This is a genomic window from Derxia gummosa DSM 723, from assembly GCF_000482785.1.
GTDB lineage: Bacteria > Pseudomonadota > Gammaproteobacteria > Burkholderiales > Burkholderiaceae_E > Derxia > Derxia gummosa.
Genome location: NZ_KI519500.1, coordinates 104061 through 120715 on the forward strand (window position 1 = coordinate 104061; position 16655 = coordinate 120715).

Genomic DNA, 16655 nt, shown 5'->3' on the forward strand with positions numbered 1-16655 from the left:
AGACTCTGGCGTGGCGGCGCGTGCCGCCCGACTCACTCGTCTTCGCAGCGGAACTGATCCGGCTTGATCTGATGCTTGCGCATCAGCTCGAAGAAGGCACGGCGGTTCTTTCGCGCCAGCCGCGCGGCGGCCGAGATGTTGCCGCCCGAGCGCACCAGCAGGCTCTCGATGTAGCCGCGCTCGAACGAGGCCACGATGCGCGTCTTGATCTGCCGCAGCGACTCGCCGCGGCCTTCGGCCGGCGCACCGCCGAACAGCGAGGCGAAGCTCGGCGCCGCGCCGCTCATGGCGCGCTCGATTCGCCCTGCCACGAGATCGACGCGCGCCGCGTACTCGGCGGCACTGGCGCGGGCCGAGATGAAGTCGTTGACGCCGGCCGAGAACAGTTCGGCCACTTGCGCACGGTTCAGGCCGTCGGCGACCGCGAGCACGCTGCTGTTCGGATACGCCATGCGACGACCGGTGATCTGCGCCGCCAGCGTGCCGATGTCATCCGCATCGACGAACAGCAGCACCACCTGCCCCTGAGCCGAGCCGAAGCTGTCGGCATGCAGCTCGACGCGCAGCGAACTTTCGCCGGCGAGGCGCGCCGCCAGTTCCGCCGCCTGGGCCGCGAACGCCGCGCTCGCGACGATCGAGCACTGCACGCGCGGCGGGCCGCCTTCCACGATCCGGCCGAGACTGATGCCGCGTCCGCGTTCGCCACCAGTGGTCGCACCAACCGTGGTGTCGGACGCATTGATCATGCGCAGCGCCTGGGCGACAAAAGCCGTGGTCCTCATTTCCATGTGCATCTCCCTTGATGTGTCAGTGATGACCCCGGAAGTCCGAGGCAGCGGCACGCCCAACCTCGCGGTCGATAGAATCCGCGCGCCCTTGAGAAACCTGCTGATGAACCGCCACGCCACCGAAGACCGCCCGCTGATCGCCCTGATGGGCCCGACCGCGTCGGGCAAGACCGCCGCCGCGCTGGATCTCGCGGACTGGCTGGGCGCAGCGGGAATTGCCGGTTTGACGGGCGCCGAGGTGATCTCGGTCGACTCCGCCCTCGTGTACCGGGGCATGGACATCGGCACGGCCAAACCCGGCCGCGATGAACTCGCGCGGGTGCCGCACCACCTGATCGATATCTGCGAGCCCGACCAGCCCTACTCGGCCGCGCGCTTCGCGACCGATGCGCGCGCCGCCATCGAGGCGATCCGCGCGCGCGGCAGGCTGCCGCTGCTGGTGGGCGGGACGATGCTGTACTTCAAGGCCCTGCTCGACGGCATCGACGCCCTGCCCGAAGCCGACCCCGACCTGCGCGCCATCCTCGACGCCGAAGCCGCCGAACGCGGCTGGCCCGCGATGCATGCCGAGCTGGCACGCGTCGATCCGGTCACGGCCGCGCGACTCAAGCCCAACGACTCGCAGCGCATCCAGCGGGCGCTGGAGGTGTACCGCGCGAGCGGCCGGGCGCTGTCGGAGTGGTTCGAGCAGGCGCGCCGCGAGCGCGAGGTGGAGGGCGACGCCGGGCTTGGCCGTGTCGTGCGCATCGCACTTGAACCGGGGGACCGAGCCCTGCTGCACCGGCGCATCGCCGAACGCTTCGACGCGATGCTCGCCGCCGGCTTCGTCGATGAAGTGCGCACCCTGCGTCTGCGCCCCGAGCTGCATCCCGACCTGCCGGCGATCCGCGCGGTCGGCTACCGGCAGGCCTGGGCCTACCTCGACGGCGAATGCGGCTACGACGAGTTCAGGGAGAAGGGCATCGCCGCGACGCGCCAGCTGGCCAAGCGCCAGCTGACCTGGCTGCGCGGGATGAAGGAGGTGCTGCGCATCGACACGCTTGCATCCGATGCGGGCCGGACGCTGCGCGAGACCGTCGCGAGTCAGCTGCGAAGCGAGTGACGACAGGGGCTTCGCGCCCGCTTTCGTCTGCTTCCAGGATGCCCGCTTGTCCACACGCCGCTCCGTTCCGGGATGTCGCGACGGACTGTCGCGACCACGGAATGCATGCTGTGGTGGAGGCTCTCACCGATGACTAACTTATCCGTTAAGTCTGGCCGGCAAGGCCTGTTGCGGGGTTTTGAGAGGCACAATCGCGGGCTTTGCCCGCGATTTGCAGAAGGAAAATTTCGGCGCGGACGAGGAAGAATTCCTCAAATTGCAGTCGATGAGCGCGTCGTCAGGTATCAGCGTACGACCGTGGGCGCCTCGCCCCCGACGGCGGGTTCGATTCGTCCGATGGTGAACACCTGTTCGCCCTGAGCCGCGAGCGTCGCGCTCACGGCAGCCGCCTGTTCAGGCGCGACCACCACGACCATGCCGATGCCGCAGTTGAAGACACGGTGCATTTCATCATCGGTGACGTTTCCGTTCGATTGCAGCCAGTCGAACACCGGCGGGCGCGACCAAGAAGCCTTGTCGAGTACCGCGCGGGTGGTGTCGGGCAGCACGCGCGGCACGTTCTCGGTCAGGCCGCCGCCGGTGATGTGGGCGAGCCCCTTGATGGCGGTGCCGTGCGCTTCGAGCGCCGCGAGCACCTGCTTGACGTAGATGCGCGTCGGCGCGAGCAGCGCATGGCCGAGCGGCTGGCCATGGAAGTCGGCCGACAGATCGGCGCCGCTGCGCTCGATGATCTTGCGGATGAGCGAGTAGCCGTTGCTGTGCGGACCGCTCGATGCGAGGCCGAGCACCACGTCGCCGGCGACGATGCTCTTGCCGTCGATGATCTTGCTCTTCTCCACCGCGCCGACCGCGAAGCCGGCAAGGTCGTATTCGCCGTCGGGATACATGCTCGGCATCTCGGCCGTCTCGCCGCCGATCAGCGCGCAGCCCGACAGCTCGCAGCCCTTGGCAATGCCGCCGACCACGCTCGCGGCGGTGTCCACATCGAGCTTGCCGCAGGCGAAGTAGTCGAGGAAGAACAGCGGCTCGGCGCCCTGCACGAGGATGTCGTTGACGCTCATCGCCACCAGATCCTGGCCGACGGTGTCGTGCTTGTTGAGATGGAAGGCGAGCTTGAGCTTGGTGCCGACGCCGTCGGTGCCGCTGACGAGTACCGGCTCCTTGTAGCGCTTGGGCACCTCGAACAGCGCGCCGAAGCCGCCGATGCCGGCGAGCACGCCTTCGCGCATCGTGCGTTTCGCCATCGGCTTGATGCGCTCGACCAGCGCGTCGCCGGCGTCGATGTCGACGCCCGCGTCCTTGTACGACAGCGATTCGGTGGCGGGGATGGCGGGCTGGGTCGGTTCGGACATGGGCGGATGAAATCTGGAGCTGGGGAAGGGCGATGGCGCCGGTCGGGCCGACGCGCTGGGAGTAACCGGGTCTGGCGGCGGGGGCCTTCAGTAGAATCGGCCGCGCCGTCCGGCGCTGTCACGCGGGGGCCGGTCGGCGGCATCGCCGGTTCGTGACGGATGCGCCGACCGCCGCCTTGCGGTCCGGGCCGGGCGCCGAAGTTTACCAACGCCCGCCGGCCTTCCCGCCGCTGACGCTTGCCGCCGGTCTGCCGGGGCATGACGGGCAGTCGTCGGCTCACGTGGCCCGCCCCCACCCTGCCGACGTCGGCCAGCTACTCCGCGCCGGCTCGCATCCGATTCAAGACAACAACTCGCTCCCGCCCATGCCCGACGCCCGACTCAGCGCCCGCCACATCCTGCCCTGGGGCGCGGCCGCGCTCGGCACGCTTGTCCTGCTCTGGGTGCTGGGGCCGATCCTCACGCCCTTCGTGATGGCGGCGGTGCTCGGCTACATGCTGGAGCCAGGCGTGACCTGGCTGGTACGCCGGCGGCTGCCTCGGCCGCTCGCGGTGCTGCTCATGATCCTGGCGCTGGTGCTCGTGGTCGTGGCGCTGGCGCTGGTGGTGGTGCCGATCGTGGTGAAGGAAGGCGCGGCCCTCTCGGGCAAGCTGCCGCTGCTGCTCGACCGGCTCAACTCGCATGTGGCGCCGCGCCTTGGCGAATGGCTCAACACCGAGATCCGCTTCGACTTCGAGAGCGCGCGCAGCCTCCTCACCGAAAAGCTGGCCGAAAGCGGCGACGGCATCTACCGCAGCGTGTTCGATTCGCTGCGCATCGGCACCGGCAAGGTGATGGGCGTGGTCGGCCTGCTGGCGCTGGTGCCGGTGGTGCTGTTCTACCTGCTGCTCGACTGGAACCTGATCGTGAGCAAGATCGCGCGGCTCATCCCGCTGCCGCTGCGCCCGCGCGTGACGCGGCTCGTGGGAGAGGTGGACGCGGTGCTCGCGCAATTCCTGCGCGGGCAGATCGTGGTGATGCTGGCGTTGGCCGCGTTCTACAGCGTGGGGCTGGTGTTCACCGGGCTGGATGTGGCGCTGCCGGTGGGCATCATCACCGGGCTGCTGGTGTTCGTGCCCTACATCGGCTACTCGCTCGGGCTGGTGCTGGCGGTGCTGTCGGGGTTGCTGCAGTTCGGCAGCTGGGGCGGGCTGGTGGGCATCGCGATCGTGTATTCGCTCGGGCAGGCACTGGAGAGCTTCGTGCTCACGCCGCGTCTCGTGGGCGAGCGCATCGGCCTGCATCCGATCACGGTCATCTTCGCGCTGATGGCCTTTGGCCAGCTGTTCGGCTTCGTCGGCGTGCTGGTCGCGCTGCCGGTGTCGGCGGTGCTCGCGGTCGGCGTGCAGCATCTGCTGCGGCATTACTTCGACAGCCCGCTCTACCATGGCGGGGATCGCATCGTGCTGGCAAAACCCCAGGACGGCGCCCCGGACTGAACATGCAACCCCGCCAATACGCCCTAGAACTCCTGCCCGAGCGCGAACCGACGCTCGACAACTTCCTGCCCGGCGCCAATGCCGAGCTGATCGACCGCCTGCGCCGGCTCGACTTCCCGCGCGTGCTCTACGTGTGGGGCCCGGCCGGCTCGGGCAAGAGCCATCTCATCGCCGCGCTCAAGCGCGCCCATCCCGATCTGGTGACGGCTGACGACGTCGATCGCGCCGGCAAGCGCGAGCAGAACCGCCTGTTCGACGCCTACAACGAGGCTGTCATCGGCGGGCCGGCGCTGGTGGTGGCGGGCAACTGCCCGCCGCGCTCGCTGGGCGGGCCGACCGGCAAGTCGATGCGCGAAGACCTGCGCACGCGGCTCGCGGCCGGGCTCGTGTACCAGCTCCATCCGCTCGACGACGCCGACAAGCGCCGCGCCCTGGCCGAGGCGGCCCGCGCGCGCGGCGTCGAGATCAACGATGACGTGGTCGGCTATCTGCTCAACCACTTCGCGCGCGACCTTGGCTCGCTGATGCGGGTGTACGAGGCGATCGACCGCCATGCGCTCGAAAGCCGGCGCGCGATCACGATGGCGCTGGTGCGCGACTGGGTCGCGCGCAGCGAGGACGGCGCCGCCGACGACGGAGCGGCCTGAAGCGGCACCGCGGGCCGACGCGCGTTCGCGCATCACACGCCCCCGCCGCCACGCCGCGCGGCCGCACGGTCCGGCAACGGGCCTGCGGCGTTCGCCGATGCCCCCGCGCACCCGCATGCGCGCAAACCGCGCCGACGGCTCAACCCGGCGCCAGGAAAGCCGCCGCCCGCCCCTCGCCGATCGCGCGCAGCAGCCGATCGCGCAGCGCGAGTGCCCGCGCCAGTCGCGCGGTGTCGCCGTCGAGCATGCGTTGCGCCACCACCGCCTCGCGCGTCGGCAGGCAGTCGCCGCCGGTGAGGCAGGCGTTCTCGACCAGCGGATCGCGCTCGTCGCAAGGGCTGCCGAGGCCGCAGCCGACCAGCATCAGCGCCGCCTGCATCAGTTCGAAGTCCTCGCCGCCGTGGCGCCGACCCTCGAACCACACGGCGCCCGTGCGTGCGCCGAGCAGGGCCGGCAGCGCATCGGCATCCCACAGCAGCGGATCGGCGCCCGCGAGGAGCGTGGCGAGCGCGCGCGGCGCCTCGGACGCGAGGCCGCCGGCCGCCTGACCTCCGTCCGGCATGCGCCCGGCGGCGGGCCAGTCCGCGTCGGCGACCCGCGCTCCCGTCCCGGCTGCCGCCGGCTCGGCGCCCTGCCCGACCACCCCCAACGCCGTCCCGAGCCGCGCCAGCGGCCCGAGCAGCGCGTCACCCGCGCGCGCCGCCTCCGCATCGATGCCTGCCAGCGCGGCCGCGGCCTCGCCTGGCAGGAAGTCGGCGCAGCGCTGCTCGAATCGCTCGATCGCGCGCATTCGCCGCGAATAGGCAGCGGGATTCTCGCCATGCACATATCGGCGCGAATCGGCGCCGCTCATGCCTTCGGGCAGATTCTGGAACGCGCACTGCCGCAATGCCTGCCGCGCATAGAAATAGCCGCCCATTTCGGGATGCCGTTTCGCCTCGGCGACAAATGCCCGCCAATTGCCCGAAGCCAGCATTGCGCGATAGAGCGCGGCCGAATTGCCGGCCTGCGGCATGGAATTGGGGCGGATGGGCGCCAGGCCGCCGCCGGCCGGCTCGAGCGGCGCGGCAACGGGCGCCGGCAACAGCGCCGCGACCGATGCCGCCTCGGGCGCGCGCGCCATCGAATAGCCTAGCGCGAAGCCGATCGTGACCGTCGCGATCACGCCCAGCACCCCGCGCGCCGGCAGCCCCAGGCGGCGACGCCCTGCGGACGCGGCCATCGGAGCGGTTCCGATCGTGGATTTCATGTTCAGGGATGGAGATTTGCTGCCGGCGGAATTGCCGAGGTCTCCTCCCCCGCTCCCGCGCCAGCCCGGCCGTCTGGAATGCGGCCTTCGGTGCCTTACAATCCGCGCTTCCGCTTATCCAGCGATTACGTCCCGTGCGGCGGCGATGAACCTTACGCTATTCGATCTCGACAACACCCTTCTGCCCATCGACAGCGATTACGAATGGGGCCAATTCCTGGTACGAACGGGAATCGTCGATGCCGAGGAATACCGCGTCGCCAACGAAAGATTCTTCGAGCAATACAACGACGGCACGCTCGACATCTTCGAGTTCCTGCACTTTGTATTGCGTCCGCTGGTGAAGCTGGACAGGGCCGAACTCGACGCGCTGCATGCGCGCTACATGACCGAGGTCATCGCGCCCAACCTCAGGCCCGCCGCGCTCGATCTGGTGCGGCGCCACCGGGACGCCGGCGATCTCTGCGCCATCGTCACCGCCACCAACAGCTTCATCACCCGACCGATCGCGCGCGCCTTCGGCATCACCGAACTCATTGCCACGGAGTTCGACGAGGTCGACGGCCGCTTCACCGGGGAAATCAGCGTTGCGCCCTGCTTCAAGGACGGCAAGATCGCCCGCACCGAAGCTTGGCTCGCGGCGCGCGGGCTCGACTGGTCGAGCTTCGGCAACACCACCTTCTACAGCGACTCCGCCAACGACCTGCCGCTGATGCAGCGCGTCAAGCAGCCGGTCGCCGTCAATCCGTCCGGTCGCCTGCGCGACCACGCACTGGCCGAGGGCTGGCCGGTGATCGAACTGTTCCGATGATCAAGAAGCTTCTTCCCACCGGTTTCCTCGGCGGCCTCATCCGCCGGCTGTCCGGTCGCAGCGGCGCCCCGTCGGCGCCCCCCCAGCCGCCCCGCGAAACGGCTCCCGACCTCGACGCGACGCTCGCGCCGCCGGCCGACGACCCGCTCGCAGAATCCCCCGCGCGCACCGCCTGGCGCCGCAGCCACGGCAATGCCGAGCCGCCCACCGTGCCCGGCAGCGTCCGCCGCGCCCCGGCCCGCGATGCCGGCCGTCCGGCCGGCAACGATCGCGCCGACGGCCTCGCGCCGCGCCAGCGTGACGGCGCCGACGCGCGCCGCACCGACGACCGCCGCGATACCGACGACCCGCGCCGCGCCGCCGACGGCCGCCGCGCCGATCCGTGCGACGAGCAGCGCCCCGCCGAGCGCCCGCGCCGCGAAGCCAGCGCCGCCTCGCGCCGCCACCGCCCCGCGCCCGGCCGCGAACCCCTCGTCGGCCCCGACGGCATCCCGCGCGAGCCGCGCGTGTATCCGGCGCGCGACCTCGGCATCGACACCCGCCTGATCCCGTCCTACGCCACCCGCGTCGCGCTCACGCTGCAGGACGCCGGCTACGCCGCCTACATCGTCGGCGGCGCGGTGCGCGACCTGCTGTCGGGCGCCAATCCCAAGGACTTCGACGTCGCCACCGACGCCACGCCCGAGCAGGTGCACGCCGTGTTCCGGCGCTCGCGCATCATCGGCCGGCGCTTCCAGATCGTGCATGTGGGCTTCGGCCGCGAGATCGTCGAGGTGTCCACCTTCCGCGCCCTCACCCCGCCTGCCGAGGCCGACGACCCGACCGGCGAGATCGCCGAGGCCGAACCCGCCGCGCAATCAACCGGCGCGCACGAGCACGACGCCCCGTCCGGCCGACGCCGCGAACGCCGCCAGGCGCCCGTCGCGCAGACCCGCGCCGTCGACGAGCACGGCCGCCTCACGCGCGACAACGTCTTCGGCGAGCAATGGGAAGACGCCACCCGGCGCGACTTCACCGTCAACGCGATGTTCTACGACCCGTCCGACGAGACGGTGCTCGACTACCACGGCGGCGTCGACGACAGCCGCGCGCGCCGCCTGCGCATCATCGGCGACGCCACCACCCGCTACCGCGAAGACCCGGTGCGCATGCTGCGTGCCGTGCGCTTCGCCGCGAAGCTCGGCTTCGAACTCGACAGCCGCACCGCCGCTCCCATCGCCGGCCTCGCCGACCTGATCGGCAACGTGCCCCAGGCCCGGCTGTTCGACGAAATCCTCAAGCTGCTGTTCTGCGGCAACGCGGGCGAAGCCATCCGCCGCCTGCGCGCCGCCGGCCTGCATCGCGGCCTGCTGCCGCTGCTCGACAGCACCGACGCCTCGCCCGAGGCCGAACGCTTCGTCAGCCTCGCGCTCGCCAGCACCGACGCCCGCGTCAAGGCCGACAAGCCCACCTCGCCCGGCTTCCTGTTCGCCGCCCTGCTCTGGCCCGACGTCAACGCCGCCTGGAAGGCACACATGGACGGCAGCCGGGGCGAGGCGCAGGCCTCGCTGCCGGCGCTGTTCGCCGCCGCCGACGAAGTGCTCGCCACCCAGTTCGAGCGCATCGCGATCCAGCGCCGCTTCGTCGCCGACATGAAGGAAATCTGGTCGCTCCAGCCGCGCTTCGACCGCCGCAACGGCCGCAATCCCTTCCGCCTGCTGGAGCAGCCGCGTTTCCGCGCCGGCTACGACTTCTACCTGCTGCGCGCCGAGGCCGGCGAACTGCCGCTCGCGCTGGCCGAGTGGTGGACCGCCTTCGCCGAGGCCGACAACCCCACGCGCGAAGACCTCATCGAGCAGGCCGTCGCCGAGGAACGCGCCGGCGGCGGCCCGGCTACGCCGGCCGCCAAGAAGAAGCGCCGCCGCAAGTCGCCCGCCCAGCGCGCCGCCGAGACCGACGACATCACCGACACCGCCGGCGACGAGGAGGACGTGCGCTTCACGCGACCGGCGCCGGATGACGACTTCCGCACCGGCGGCGCCGATGCCGCCGAACAGCCGGACTCGGGCCGGCCATCCGCCGACCCGGCCGCCGATGACGCCACCGCTCCCGCGCCGCGCCGCAGCCGCGCCCCGCGCCGCGCCGCCACCGAAAGCGATACGGCCACCGCGTCGGCCGACGCGTCCGAGAGTGCCGACCCCGACGACGAGTTCGCCCTGCCCCCCGACGCCAGCGACGCGCCCACACCGCGCAAGCGCCGCCGCCGTCGCGGTCCGCGCAAGACCGGCGCACTGCTCGACGGCGGCGCCGACGGCGACCCGAACGACGGCGGTCAGGACACCGCGCCCCCTGCCGCCGCGCGCGACGCCGACTGAGCGACGCCCGTCATGAGCCCGGCCCCATCCGCTCCAGCCCGGCGCCGTGCCGTCATCGGCCTCGGCGCCAACCTCGGTGACGCGGACGGCGCGCTGCGCCACGCCGCGGCCGCACTCCTCGCCGACGCGGGCAGCCGGCTCGTCGCCGCGTCCTGCATCTGGACCTCGGCGCCAATCGATTCCTCCGGCCCCGACTACCGCAACGCCGTCCTCATCCTCGACACGCCGCTCGCGCCCCATGACCTGCTCGCGCGGCTGCAACTGATCGAGCTCGACCACGGCCGCGAGCGCCCTTACCGCAACGCGCCGCGTACGCTCGACCTCGACCTGCTGCTGAGCTGGACGGCAGCGCCGGCCAGCACCGCAGCCGCGGCGCCGCCGGGCAGCCAGACCGGCACCCTCTGGCTGCCCGAACTCGTCACCGACGCGCCCGTACTGCTCGTCCCCCACCCGCGCGCCCACGAGCGCCGTTTCGTGCTCGGCCCGCTGGCCGAGATCGCGCCCGACACCGTCATCCCCGGCCACGGCCGCACCGCCGACCTGCTCGCCGCCCTCCACGGCCAGCCTGCCGCGCCCACCGGTCTGCCGCTCGTCGTCGCCGATTCGCCGTCGGGCGAGGTGACGACGCACTAGCGCGACGCTCCGCGTCCGTTCGCGCGACGTCCGGCGCGCGCGCCGGCTCGGCCGGCAAAATCCCGGCCTTTCCCGGCGACAAGCCATCCGCCAGCGCCGTCCGCAACCGCCTCTGCCGAAAGCCCTGCCCATGGAACTCGCCAAGCTGCGCCGCGTCGTCGTCGAAGGCCCGATCGGCGTGGGCAAGACCACGCTCGCGCGCCGCCTCGCCGACCTCATCGGCGCCGACGTCCTGCTCGAAACGCCCGAGACCAATCCCTTCCTCGAACGCTTCTACCGCGACGCCGGCCGCTATGCCCTGGCCACCCAGCTCAGCTTCCTGTTCCAGCGCCTGAAGCAGCTCGCCGACATGGAAGCGGACCTGCTCCAGCGCCCGGTCGTGAGCGACTTCCTGCTCGACAAGGACCCGCTGTTCGCCCGCCTCACGCTGGAAGACGACGAGTTCCAGCTCTACCGCCAGGTGTTCGACAGCCTGCGCGCCCAGGCCGCACCGCCCGATCTCGTGGTGTATCTGCAAGCCAGCCCCGAAGCGCTGCTCGCGCGCGTCAACCGGCGCGGCATCCCGATGGAAGCGGCCATCACCGACGGCTATCTGCGCGCGCTGTCGGATGCCTACGGCAACTTCTTCCACCACTACGATGCCGCGCCGCTGCTGATGATCAACACCGAGCACCTCAACCCGGTCGATTCGGAAGACGACTTCAAGCTGCTCATCAGCCGCATCGGCTCGATGCGCGGCCAGCGCGAGTTCTTCAACCTCGCCGGGTAGAAACCCCCAGGCCGCGTTGCTGCACCGCAAGATACGGGCGTGTATCCTGCGCGGCCCGCTTCAGTAGGGAGTTCGCGATGAGCGCCCATCCCCAGCCGTCCCCCGCTCCGGAACGCAAGCCCGTAACCCTGCCCCGCCTGCTCGACATGCATGCGCGCGGCGAGCCGATCACCGTCCTCACCGCCTACGACGCCAGCTTCGGCGCCGTGCTCGACGCGGCCGGCATCGAGGTCATCCTCATCGGCGATTCGCTCGGCATGGTGGTGCAGGGCCGCGACTCGACCCTGCCCGTCACGGTCGATGAAGTCGCGTATCACACGGCCTGCGTCGCGCGCGGCAGCAAGACCGCCTGGATCGTCGCCGACCTGCCCTTCGGCAGCTATCACGGCGGCATCGATCTGGCGCTCGCCAACGCGGTCAAGCTGATGCAGGCCGGCGCGCACATGGTCAAGGTCGAGGGCGGCGAATGGCTCGCGCCCACCATCCGCGCCTTCGTGCGCGCGGGCATCCCGGTATGCGCCCACCTCGGCCTCACGCCGCAGTCGGTGCATGTGCTCGGCGGCTACCGCGTGCAGGGCCGCAACGACGCGAGCGCCGCGCAGCTGCGCGCCGACGCCTTCGCGCTGCAGGACGCCGGCGCCACGATGCTCGTGCTGGAGATGGTGCCGGCGGCGCTCGCCGGCCGCGTCACCGCCGAGCTGCGCATTCCCACCATCGGCATCGGCGCCGGCGCGCAATGCAGCGGCCAGGTGCTCGTGCTGCACGACATGCTCAACGTCTTCCCGGGCCGCAAGCCGCGCTTCGTCCGCAATTTCATGGACGGCGCCAGCAGCATCGCCGACGCCGTGGCGCGCTATCGCGACGCCGTAAAATCCCGCGCCTTTCCGGCCGCCGAACACTCCTTCTGACATCCGATGAAAGTCGTCCGCACCATCGAGGAACTGCGCTCGCAGCTCCAGGGCCAGAACCGCACCTCGTTCGTTCCCACCATGGGCAACCTGCACGCGGGTCACATGAGCCTGATGCGCATCGCGCGCCAGTACGGCGACCCGGTCGTCGCCAGCGTGTTCGTCAACCGTCTGCAATTCGGCCCCAACGAAGACTTCGACAAATACCCGCGCACCCTCGACGACGACCTCGAAAAGCTGCAGCGCGAAGGCGTCTACGTGTGCTTCGCGCCCGACGAGAGCGTGATGTACCCCGAGCCGCAGGAATACCGCGTGCAGCCGCCGCACGACCTCGCCGACATCCTCGAAGGCGAGTTCCGGCCCGGCTTCTTCGGCGGCGTGTGCACCGTCGTGCTCAAGCTGTTCAACTGCGTGCAGCCGCGCGCGGCGGTGTTCGGCAAGAAGGACTACCAGCAGCTCATGATCGTGCGACGCATGGCGCGGCAGTTCGCGCTGCCCACCGAGATCGTCGCCGCCGACACGGTGCGCGACAGCGACGGCCTGGCGCTGTCGTCGCGCAACCGCTACCTGAGCCCGGAGGAGCGCGCCGAGGCGCCGCGCCTGTACCGCGTGCTCAACGACGTGCGCGAGAAGGCCCTCGCGAGCCGCGACGATCCGGCCTCGCTGCCGCGCATCGAAGCCTCGGCGATGCAGCATCTCGCCTGGGCCGGCTGGAAGCCCGACTACGTGGCGATCCGCAAGCGCGGCAACCTGCTGCCGCCCACTCCCGAGGAAAACGCGGCCGGAGAGCCGCTGGTCGTGCTGGCCGCCGCCCGCCTGGGCGCGACGCGCCTGATCGACAACCTCGAAATCTGACCTTCATCAGCGAAGAGGCACGCCCATGCTGCGCACCCTGCTCACCGGCAAGATCCACCGCGCCACCGTCACCCAGTGCGAGCTGCACTACGAAGGCTCCTGCGCGATCGACGACGACCTGCTCGAAGCCTCGGGCATCCGCGAATTCGAGCGCATCGACATCTGGAACATCGACAACGGCGAGCGCTTCAGCACCTACGCGATCCGCGCCGAACGCGGGTCGGGCACGATCAGCATCAACGGCTCGGCGGCGCGCCGCGCCTGCGTGGGCGATCTGGTGATCATCGCGGCGTTCGGGCAGCTCGACGAGGCGGAGCTGGCGGCGGGGTTCGAGCCGAAGCTGGTGTTCGTGGACGAGAACAACCGGATCAAGAACACGCGCGGGCACATCCCGGTTCAGCTGGCGCCGGCGGCCTGAGCCGGCTTGCCGGGCCAGGTGACACGCCTGCTCCGGCTCACCAGATCGTCACCCGCTGCTCCGGCGCCCGCCACAGCCTGTCGCCCGGCTGCACGCCGTAGGCCGCGTAGAACCCAGGCTGGTTCGACAGCGTCGCGTTGCAGCGCAGGTCGGCCGGCGAGTGCGGGTCGGTCTTGAGCCGCCGCAGCGCCTCGGCCTCGCGCACCTTGCCGCGCCACACCTGCGCCCAGCCGGCGTAGAAGCGCTGCTCGCCGGTCATGCCGTCGATGACGGGCGGCTCGATGCCGCCGAGCGCGCGCCGCCAGGCGCGGTAGGCGACCGACAGGCCGGCGTTGTCGGCGATGTTCTCGCCGAGCGTGAGCCGGCCGTCGAGGTGGAAGCCGGGCACCGGCTCGTAGGCGCCGTACTGCTCGACCAGCATCGCGGTGCGTTCCTCGTAGCGCTTGCGGTCCTCGGGCGTCCACCACACGCGCAGATTGCCGTCGCCGTCGTACTGGCTGCCCTGGTCGTCGAAGCCGTGGCTGATCTCGTGGCCGATGACGGCGCCGATGCCGCCGTAGTTGGCGGCGTCGTCGGCATTGGCGTCGAAGAACGGCGGCTGGAGGATCGCCGCCGGAAAGACGATCTCGTTCATGCGCGGGTTGTAGTAGGCGTTGACCGTCTGCGGGTTCATGAACCATTCGTCGCGATCGACCGGCTGGCCGAGCCGGGCGAGCTGGCGCGCGGCCTCGAAGCGCGTCGCGCGCAGCAGGTTGCCGACGAGATCGTCGCGGCGGATGTCGAGCCCGTCGTAGCCGCGCCAGCGCGCCGGATAGCCGATCTTGGGCCGGAAGCTGGCGAGCTTGCGGCGCGCCTCGGCGCGCGTGGCGTCGCCCATCCAGTCGAGGCTGTCGATGCTGCTGGCGTAGGTGGCGAGCAGGTTGGCGACGAGGGCCTCCATGCGCGCCTTCTGCTCGGGCCGGAAGTGGCGCGCGACGTAGAGCTTGCCGAGCGCCTCGCCGAGGTTGGCATCGACCACGCGCACGCCGCGCTTCCAGCGCGCCGCCTGCTCGGGCGTGCCGCTGACGCGCCGGCCGTGGAAGTCGAAGGAAGCATCGGCGAGCGGGCGCGCGAGGTAAGGCGCGAGGCTGTCGAGCGTCTTCCAGCGCAGGTAGTCGCGCCAGTCGGCGAGCGGCACCTCGCCCGCCAGCGCGGCGAAGGCCGCGAGATAGCTCGGCTGGGCGGCATTCACCTCGTTGATGCCCGCCGGCACGCCGGACGCGGCAAGGAAGCCGGCCCAGTCGTGACCGGGCGCGGCGGCGGCGAGCTGGGCGACGGTCATGCGGTTGTAGCCCTTGACCGGATCGCGCCGCTCGACGCGACTCCATTGCGCGCGGGCGAGCTTCGTTTCGAGGGCGAGGATGCGTCGGGCTGCGTCGGTGGCCTGCGGTGTCGGGGCGGCGGCGCCGGGCTTGCCGGCGGCGCGGGCCGCGTCGGCCTCACCACCGCTGGAGGCCGCGCCGGATTTGCCGGCGTCGCCGCCCTGCCCGGCCAGCGTGAACATCCGCGCGATGTGAGCCTCGTAGTCGGCGCGGATCGCCGCGAACTGCGGCGCGTCGGACAGGTAGTAGTCGCGGTCGGGCAGGCCGAGGCCGGTCTGCTGGAGCGCGAGCAGGTAGCGCGTCGAATCGCGCGCGTCCTGGTCCACCGAGAAGGCATACGGCCCGTTGACGCCGGCGAGGCCCAGTTCGCCGATCAGCGCGGGCAGGTCGCGTGGGTCGCGCAGCGCATCGATGCGCGCAAGCAGCGGCGCGAGCGGCGCGGCGCCGAGGCGGTCGATGCGCGCCTCGTCGAGGAAGCTCGCGTACAGGTCGGCGACACGGCGGCTGTCGGCGTCGGCCGTGGCCGGGTCGATGCCGTCGAGGATGGCGTGGAGCTGGTCGAGGCTGCGGTCGGCCAGTTCGTGGAAGCTGCCCCAGGCCGACTTGTCGGCCGGGATCGGCGTGGTGTCGAGCCACTTGCCGTTGATGTGGCGGAACAGATCGTCGGCCGGGCGCACGGCGGGGTCGCGCCAGGCGAGGTCGATGCCGCTGGCGATCGGGCCGGACTTGCCGAGCGTCGAGGGCGGTGTGGCGAGGGCCGCGCCGCCGCCCGCGTCATAGGCCGGCAGGTGGGCACAGCCGGCGGCCATGCAGGCGGACAGGGTGATGCAGCAGGCGGCGGCGAACTTCATGCGGGGGCTCCGGTGCGGTGGCGATCCGGCGCGGGCGGACGCCCGGCGGATCGGCGCAAGCATGCCGTGAAGCGTCAGCGATCGCCCGACAAACGCTATTTGCGCACTTGCGCAAATACAATCGCCCACCGCGACGCTTTCGCCGGGCTTTCCGACTGACCGGGCACCGCGCCGCTTACCCCCATCCCGCCAGGAATCGCCATGAACCGAATCGCCCCGCCCCGCTCCGCGTCCGCCACTCGACCCATTACGCGCCTCATTCCCGGCGCCCGCCTGCGCCCCGCGCTCGCCGCCATCGCCGCGCTGCTCGCGCTCGGCACCGCCCTGCCCGCCGCCGCCGAACCCGACGCCACCGCCCGCGCCGCGATCGAAACCAGCACCCGCGAACGCGTCGCCCCGCTGCCGAAGAAGCTGCTCGACCTGCTCCAGACCACGATCGCCGAGCACGGCGCGGCCGAGGCGGTGAGCGCGTGTTCCGAAAAGGCGCCGGCCGCCGCGCGCAAGGCGAGCGAGGACACGGGCTGGCAGATCCGTCGCGTGAGCCAGCGCAACCGCAATCCCGGCGGCGTGCCGGATGCGTGGGAAGCGAAGGCGCTCGCCGACTTCGACACGGCGGTCGCGGCCGGCGCGGATCCGGCCACGCTGGAGCGCTCGGAATTCGTGACCGAGGGCGGCCGCACCGTCTTCCGCTACGCGAAGGCGCTGGCGACCCAGCCGATGTGCGTCACCTGCCACGGCGCGCCGGACGGCATTCCGTCGGACGTGCGGGCGCGCATCGCGAGCGTCTATCCGGACGACCGCGCGACGGGCTTCGCGCCGGGGCAGATCCGTGGCGCGCTGGTGGTGAAACGGGTGGTGGAGTGAGCCGGACGAGGGCCGTCGCAGCAGTGGTGCCCGGAGTCGGACTCGAACCGACAAGCCTTGCGGCGGGGGATTTTGAATCCCCTGCGTCTACCGATTTCGCCATCCGGGCATGGATGCGGGCCTGCGCTAGACTTGCCGGCCCGTGAAGGAAGGGGCCGGATTATCACCGCGCCCGCCGATTTCGCCAAACAAAGCCGGGTTGTCAGCCTGGCGAC

General features: G+C 71.3%; 14 protein-coding genes, 1 tRNA gene and 1 pseudogene. 11 read left to right on the forward strand and 5 right to left on the reverse strand.

Annotated features, from left to right (window positions below):
* Positions 1-32: 32 nt before the first annotated feature.
* On the reverse strand, positions 33-956 hold the full coding sequence (locus tag H566_RS0121555) for a hypothetical protein (RefSeq protein WP_156924542.1): 924 nt from the start codon (positions 954-956) through the stop codon (positions 33-35).
* Between H566_RS0121555 and miaA the strand changes: the two genes are divergently transcribed.
* Positions 892-1890, forward strand: a complete 999-nt coding sequence (miaA, locus tag H566_RS26950) for a tRNA (adenosine(37)-N6)-dimethylallyltransferase MiaA (RefSeq protein WP_034412753.1) — start codon at positions 892-894, stop codon at positions 1888-1890. The genes H566_RS0121555 and miaA overlap by 65 nt on opposite strands.
* A gap of 284 nt (positions 1891-2174) precedes the next feature.
* Here miaA and purM read toward each other — a convergent pair whose 3' ends face one another.
* A complete protein-coding gene (purM, locus tag H566_RS0121565; protein WP_051379132.1) occupies positions 2175-3242 on the reverse strand; it encodes a phosphoribosylformylglycinamidine cyclo-ligase in 1068 nt (355 codons plus the stop codon).
* A gap of 365 nt (positions 3243-3607) precedes the next feature.
* Between purM and H566_RS26955 the strand changes: the two genes are divergently transcribed.
* Together H566_RS26955 and H566_RS0121575 are read left to right on the forward strand one after the other, a co-directional pair.
* Positions 3608-4720 carry an AI-2E family transporter gene (locus H566_RS26955; RefSeq protein WP_051379133.1) on the forward strand — a complete coding sequence of 371 codons (1113 nt, stop codon included), beginning with the start codon at positions 3608-3610 and terminating at the stop codon, positions 4718-4720.
* Between the two features lie 2 nt (positions 4721-4722).
* A complete protein-coding gene (locus H566_RS0121575) occupies positions 4723-5367 on the forward strand; it encodes an HdaA/DnaA family protein (protein WP_051379134.1) in 645 nt (214 codons plus the stop codon).
* 139 nt (positions 5368-5506) lie between these two features.
* Here H566_RS0121575 and H566_RS0121580 read toward each other — a convergent pair whose 3' ends face one another.
* On the reverse strand, positions 5507-6589 hold the full coding sequence (locus H566_RS0121580; protein ID WP_028313071.1) for a hypothetical protein: 1083 nt from the start codon (positions 6587-6589) through the stop codon (positions 5507-5509).
* 172 nt (positions 6590-6761) lie between these two features.
* Here H566_RS0121580 and H566_RS0121585 point away from each other — a divergent pair, with 172 nt between their 5' ends.
* The 7 genes and pseudogenes from H566_RS0121585 (at position 6762) to panD (ending at position 13364) form a co-directional block, all read left to right on the forward strand.
* The gene (locus H566_RS0121585; RefSeq protein ID WP_028313072.1) at positions 6762-7427 is read left to right on the forward strand and encodes a histidinol-phosphatase; all 666 of its coding nucleotides are present in this window, start codon (positions 6762-6764) and stop codon (positions 7425-7427) included.
* A 209-nt stretch (positions 7428-7636) separates the two neighbouring features.
* A pseudogene (gene pcnB, locus H566_RS30300) lies at positions 7637-9364 on the forward strand (polynucleotide adenylyltransferase PcnB); the annotation flags it as partial.
* Positions 9365-9793: 429 nt separating this feature from the next.
* A complete protein-coding gene (folK, locus tag H566_RS26965; protein ID WP_084545391.1) occupies positions 9794-10414 on the forward strand; it encodes a 2-amino-4-hydroxy-6-hydroxymethyldihydropteridine diphosphokinase in 621 nt (206 codons plus the stop codon).
* A gap of 130 nt (positions 10415-10544) precedes the next feature.
* Entirely contained in the window at positions 10545-11183 is a 639-nt protein-coding gene (locus H566_RS0121600; protein ID WP_028313073.1) for a deoxynucleoside kinase, read from the forward strand.
* A gap of 77 nt (positions 11184-11260) precedes the next feature.
* Positions 11261-12091 carry a 3-methyl-2-oxobutanoate hydroxymethyltransferase gene (gene panB, locus H566_RS0121605; RefSeq protein ID WP_028313074.1) on the forward strand — a complete coding sequence of 277 codons (831 nt, stop codon included), beginning with the start codon at positions 11261-11263 and terminating at the stop codon, positions 12089-12091.
* A 6-nt stretch (positions 12092-12097) separates the two neighbouring features.
* Complete coding sequence (gene panC, locus H566_RS0121610) at positions 12098-12946, forward strand: pantoate--beta-alanine ligase (RefSeq protein WP_028313075.1); 849 nt, start codon at positions 12098-12100, stop codon at positions 12944-12946.
* A gap of 25 nt (positions 12947-12971) precedes the next feature.
* On the forward strand, positions 12972-13364 hold the full coding sequence (panD, locus tag H566_RS0121615; RefSeq protein ID WP_028313076.1) for an aspartate 1-decarboxylase: 393 nt from the start codon (positions 12972-12974) through the stop codon (positions 13362-13364).
* A gap of 37 nt (positions 13365-13401) precedes the next feature.
* Here the strand turns inward: panD and H566_RS0121620 are convergent, their stop codons facing one another.
* The gene (locus H566_RS0121620; protein WP_156924543.1) at positions 13402-15576 is read right to left on the reverse strand and encodes a M13 family metallopeptidase; all 2175 of its coding nucleotides are present in this window, start codon (positions 15574-15576) and stop codon (positions 13402-13404) included.
* 201 nt (positions 15577-15777) lie between these two features.
* On the opposite strand from H566_RS0121620, the gene H566_RS0121625 reads away from it, so the two are divergent.
* Complete coding sequence (locus H566_RS0121625; protein WP_051379135.1) at positions 15778-16440, forward strand: Tll0287-like domain-containing protein; 663 nt, start codon at positions 15778-15780, stop codon at positions 16438-16440.
* Positions 16441-16464: 24 nt separating this feature from the next.
* Here H566_RS0121625 and H566_RS0121630 read toward each other — a convergent pair.
* A tRNA-Leu gene (locus H566_RS0121630) sits at positions 16465-16549 on the reverse strand.
* Between the last annotated feature and the right edge of the window lie 106 nt (positions 16550-16655).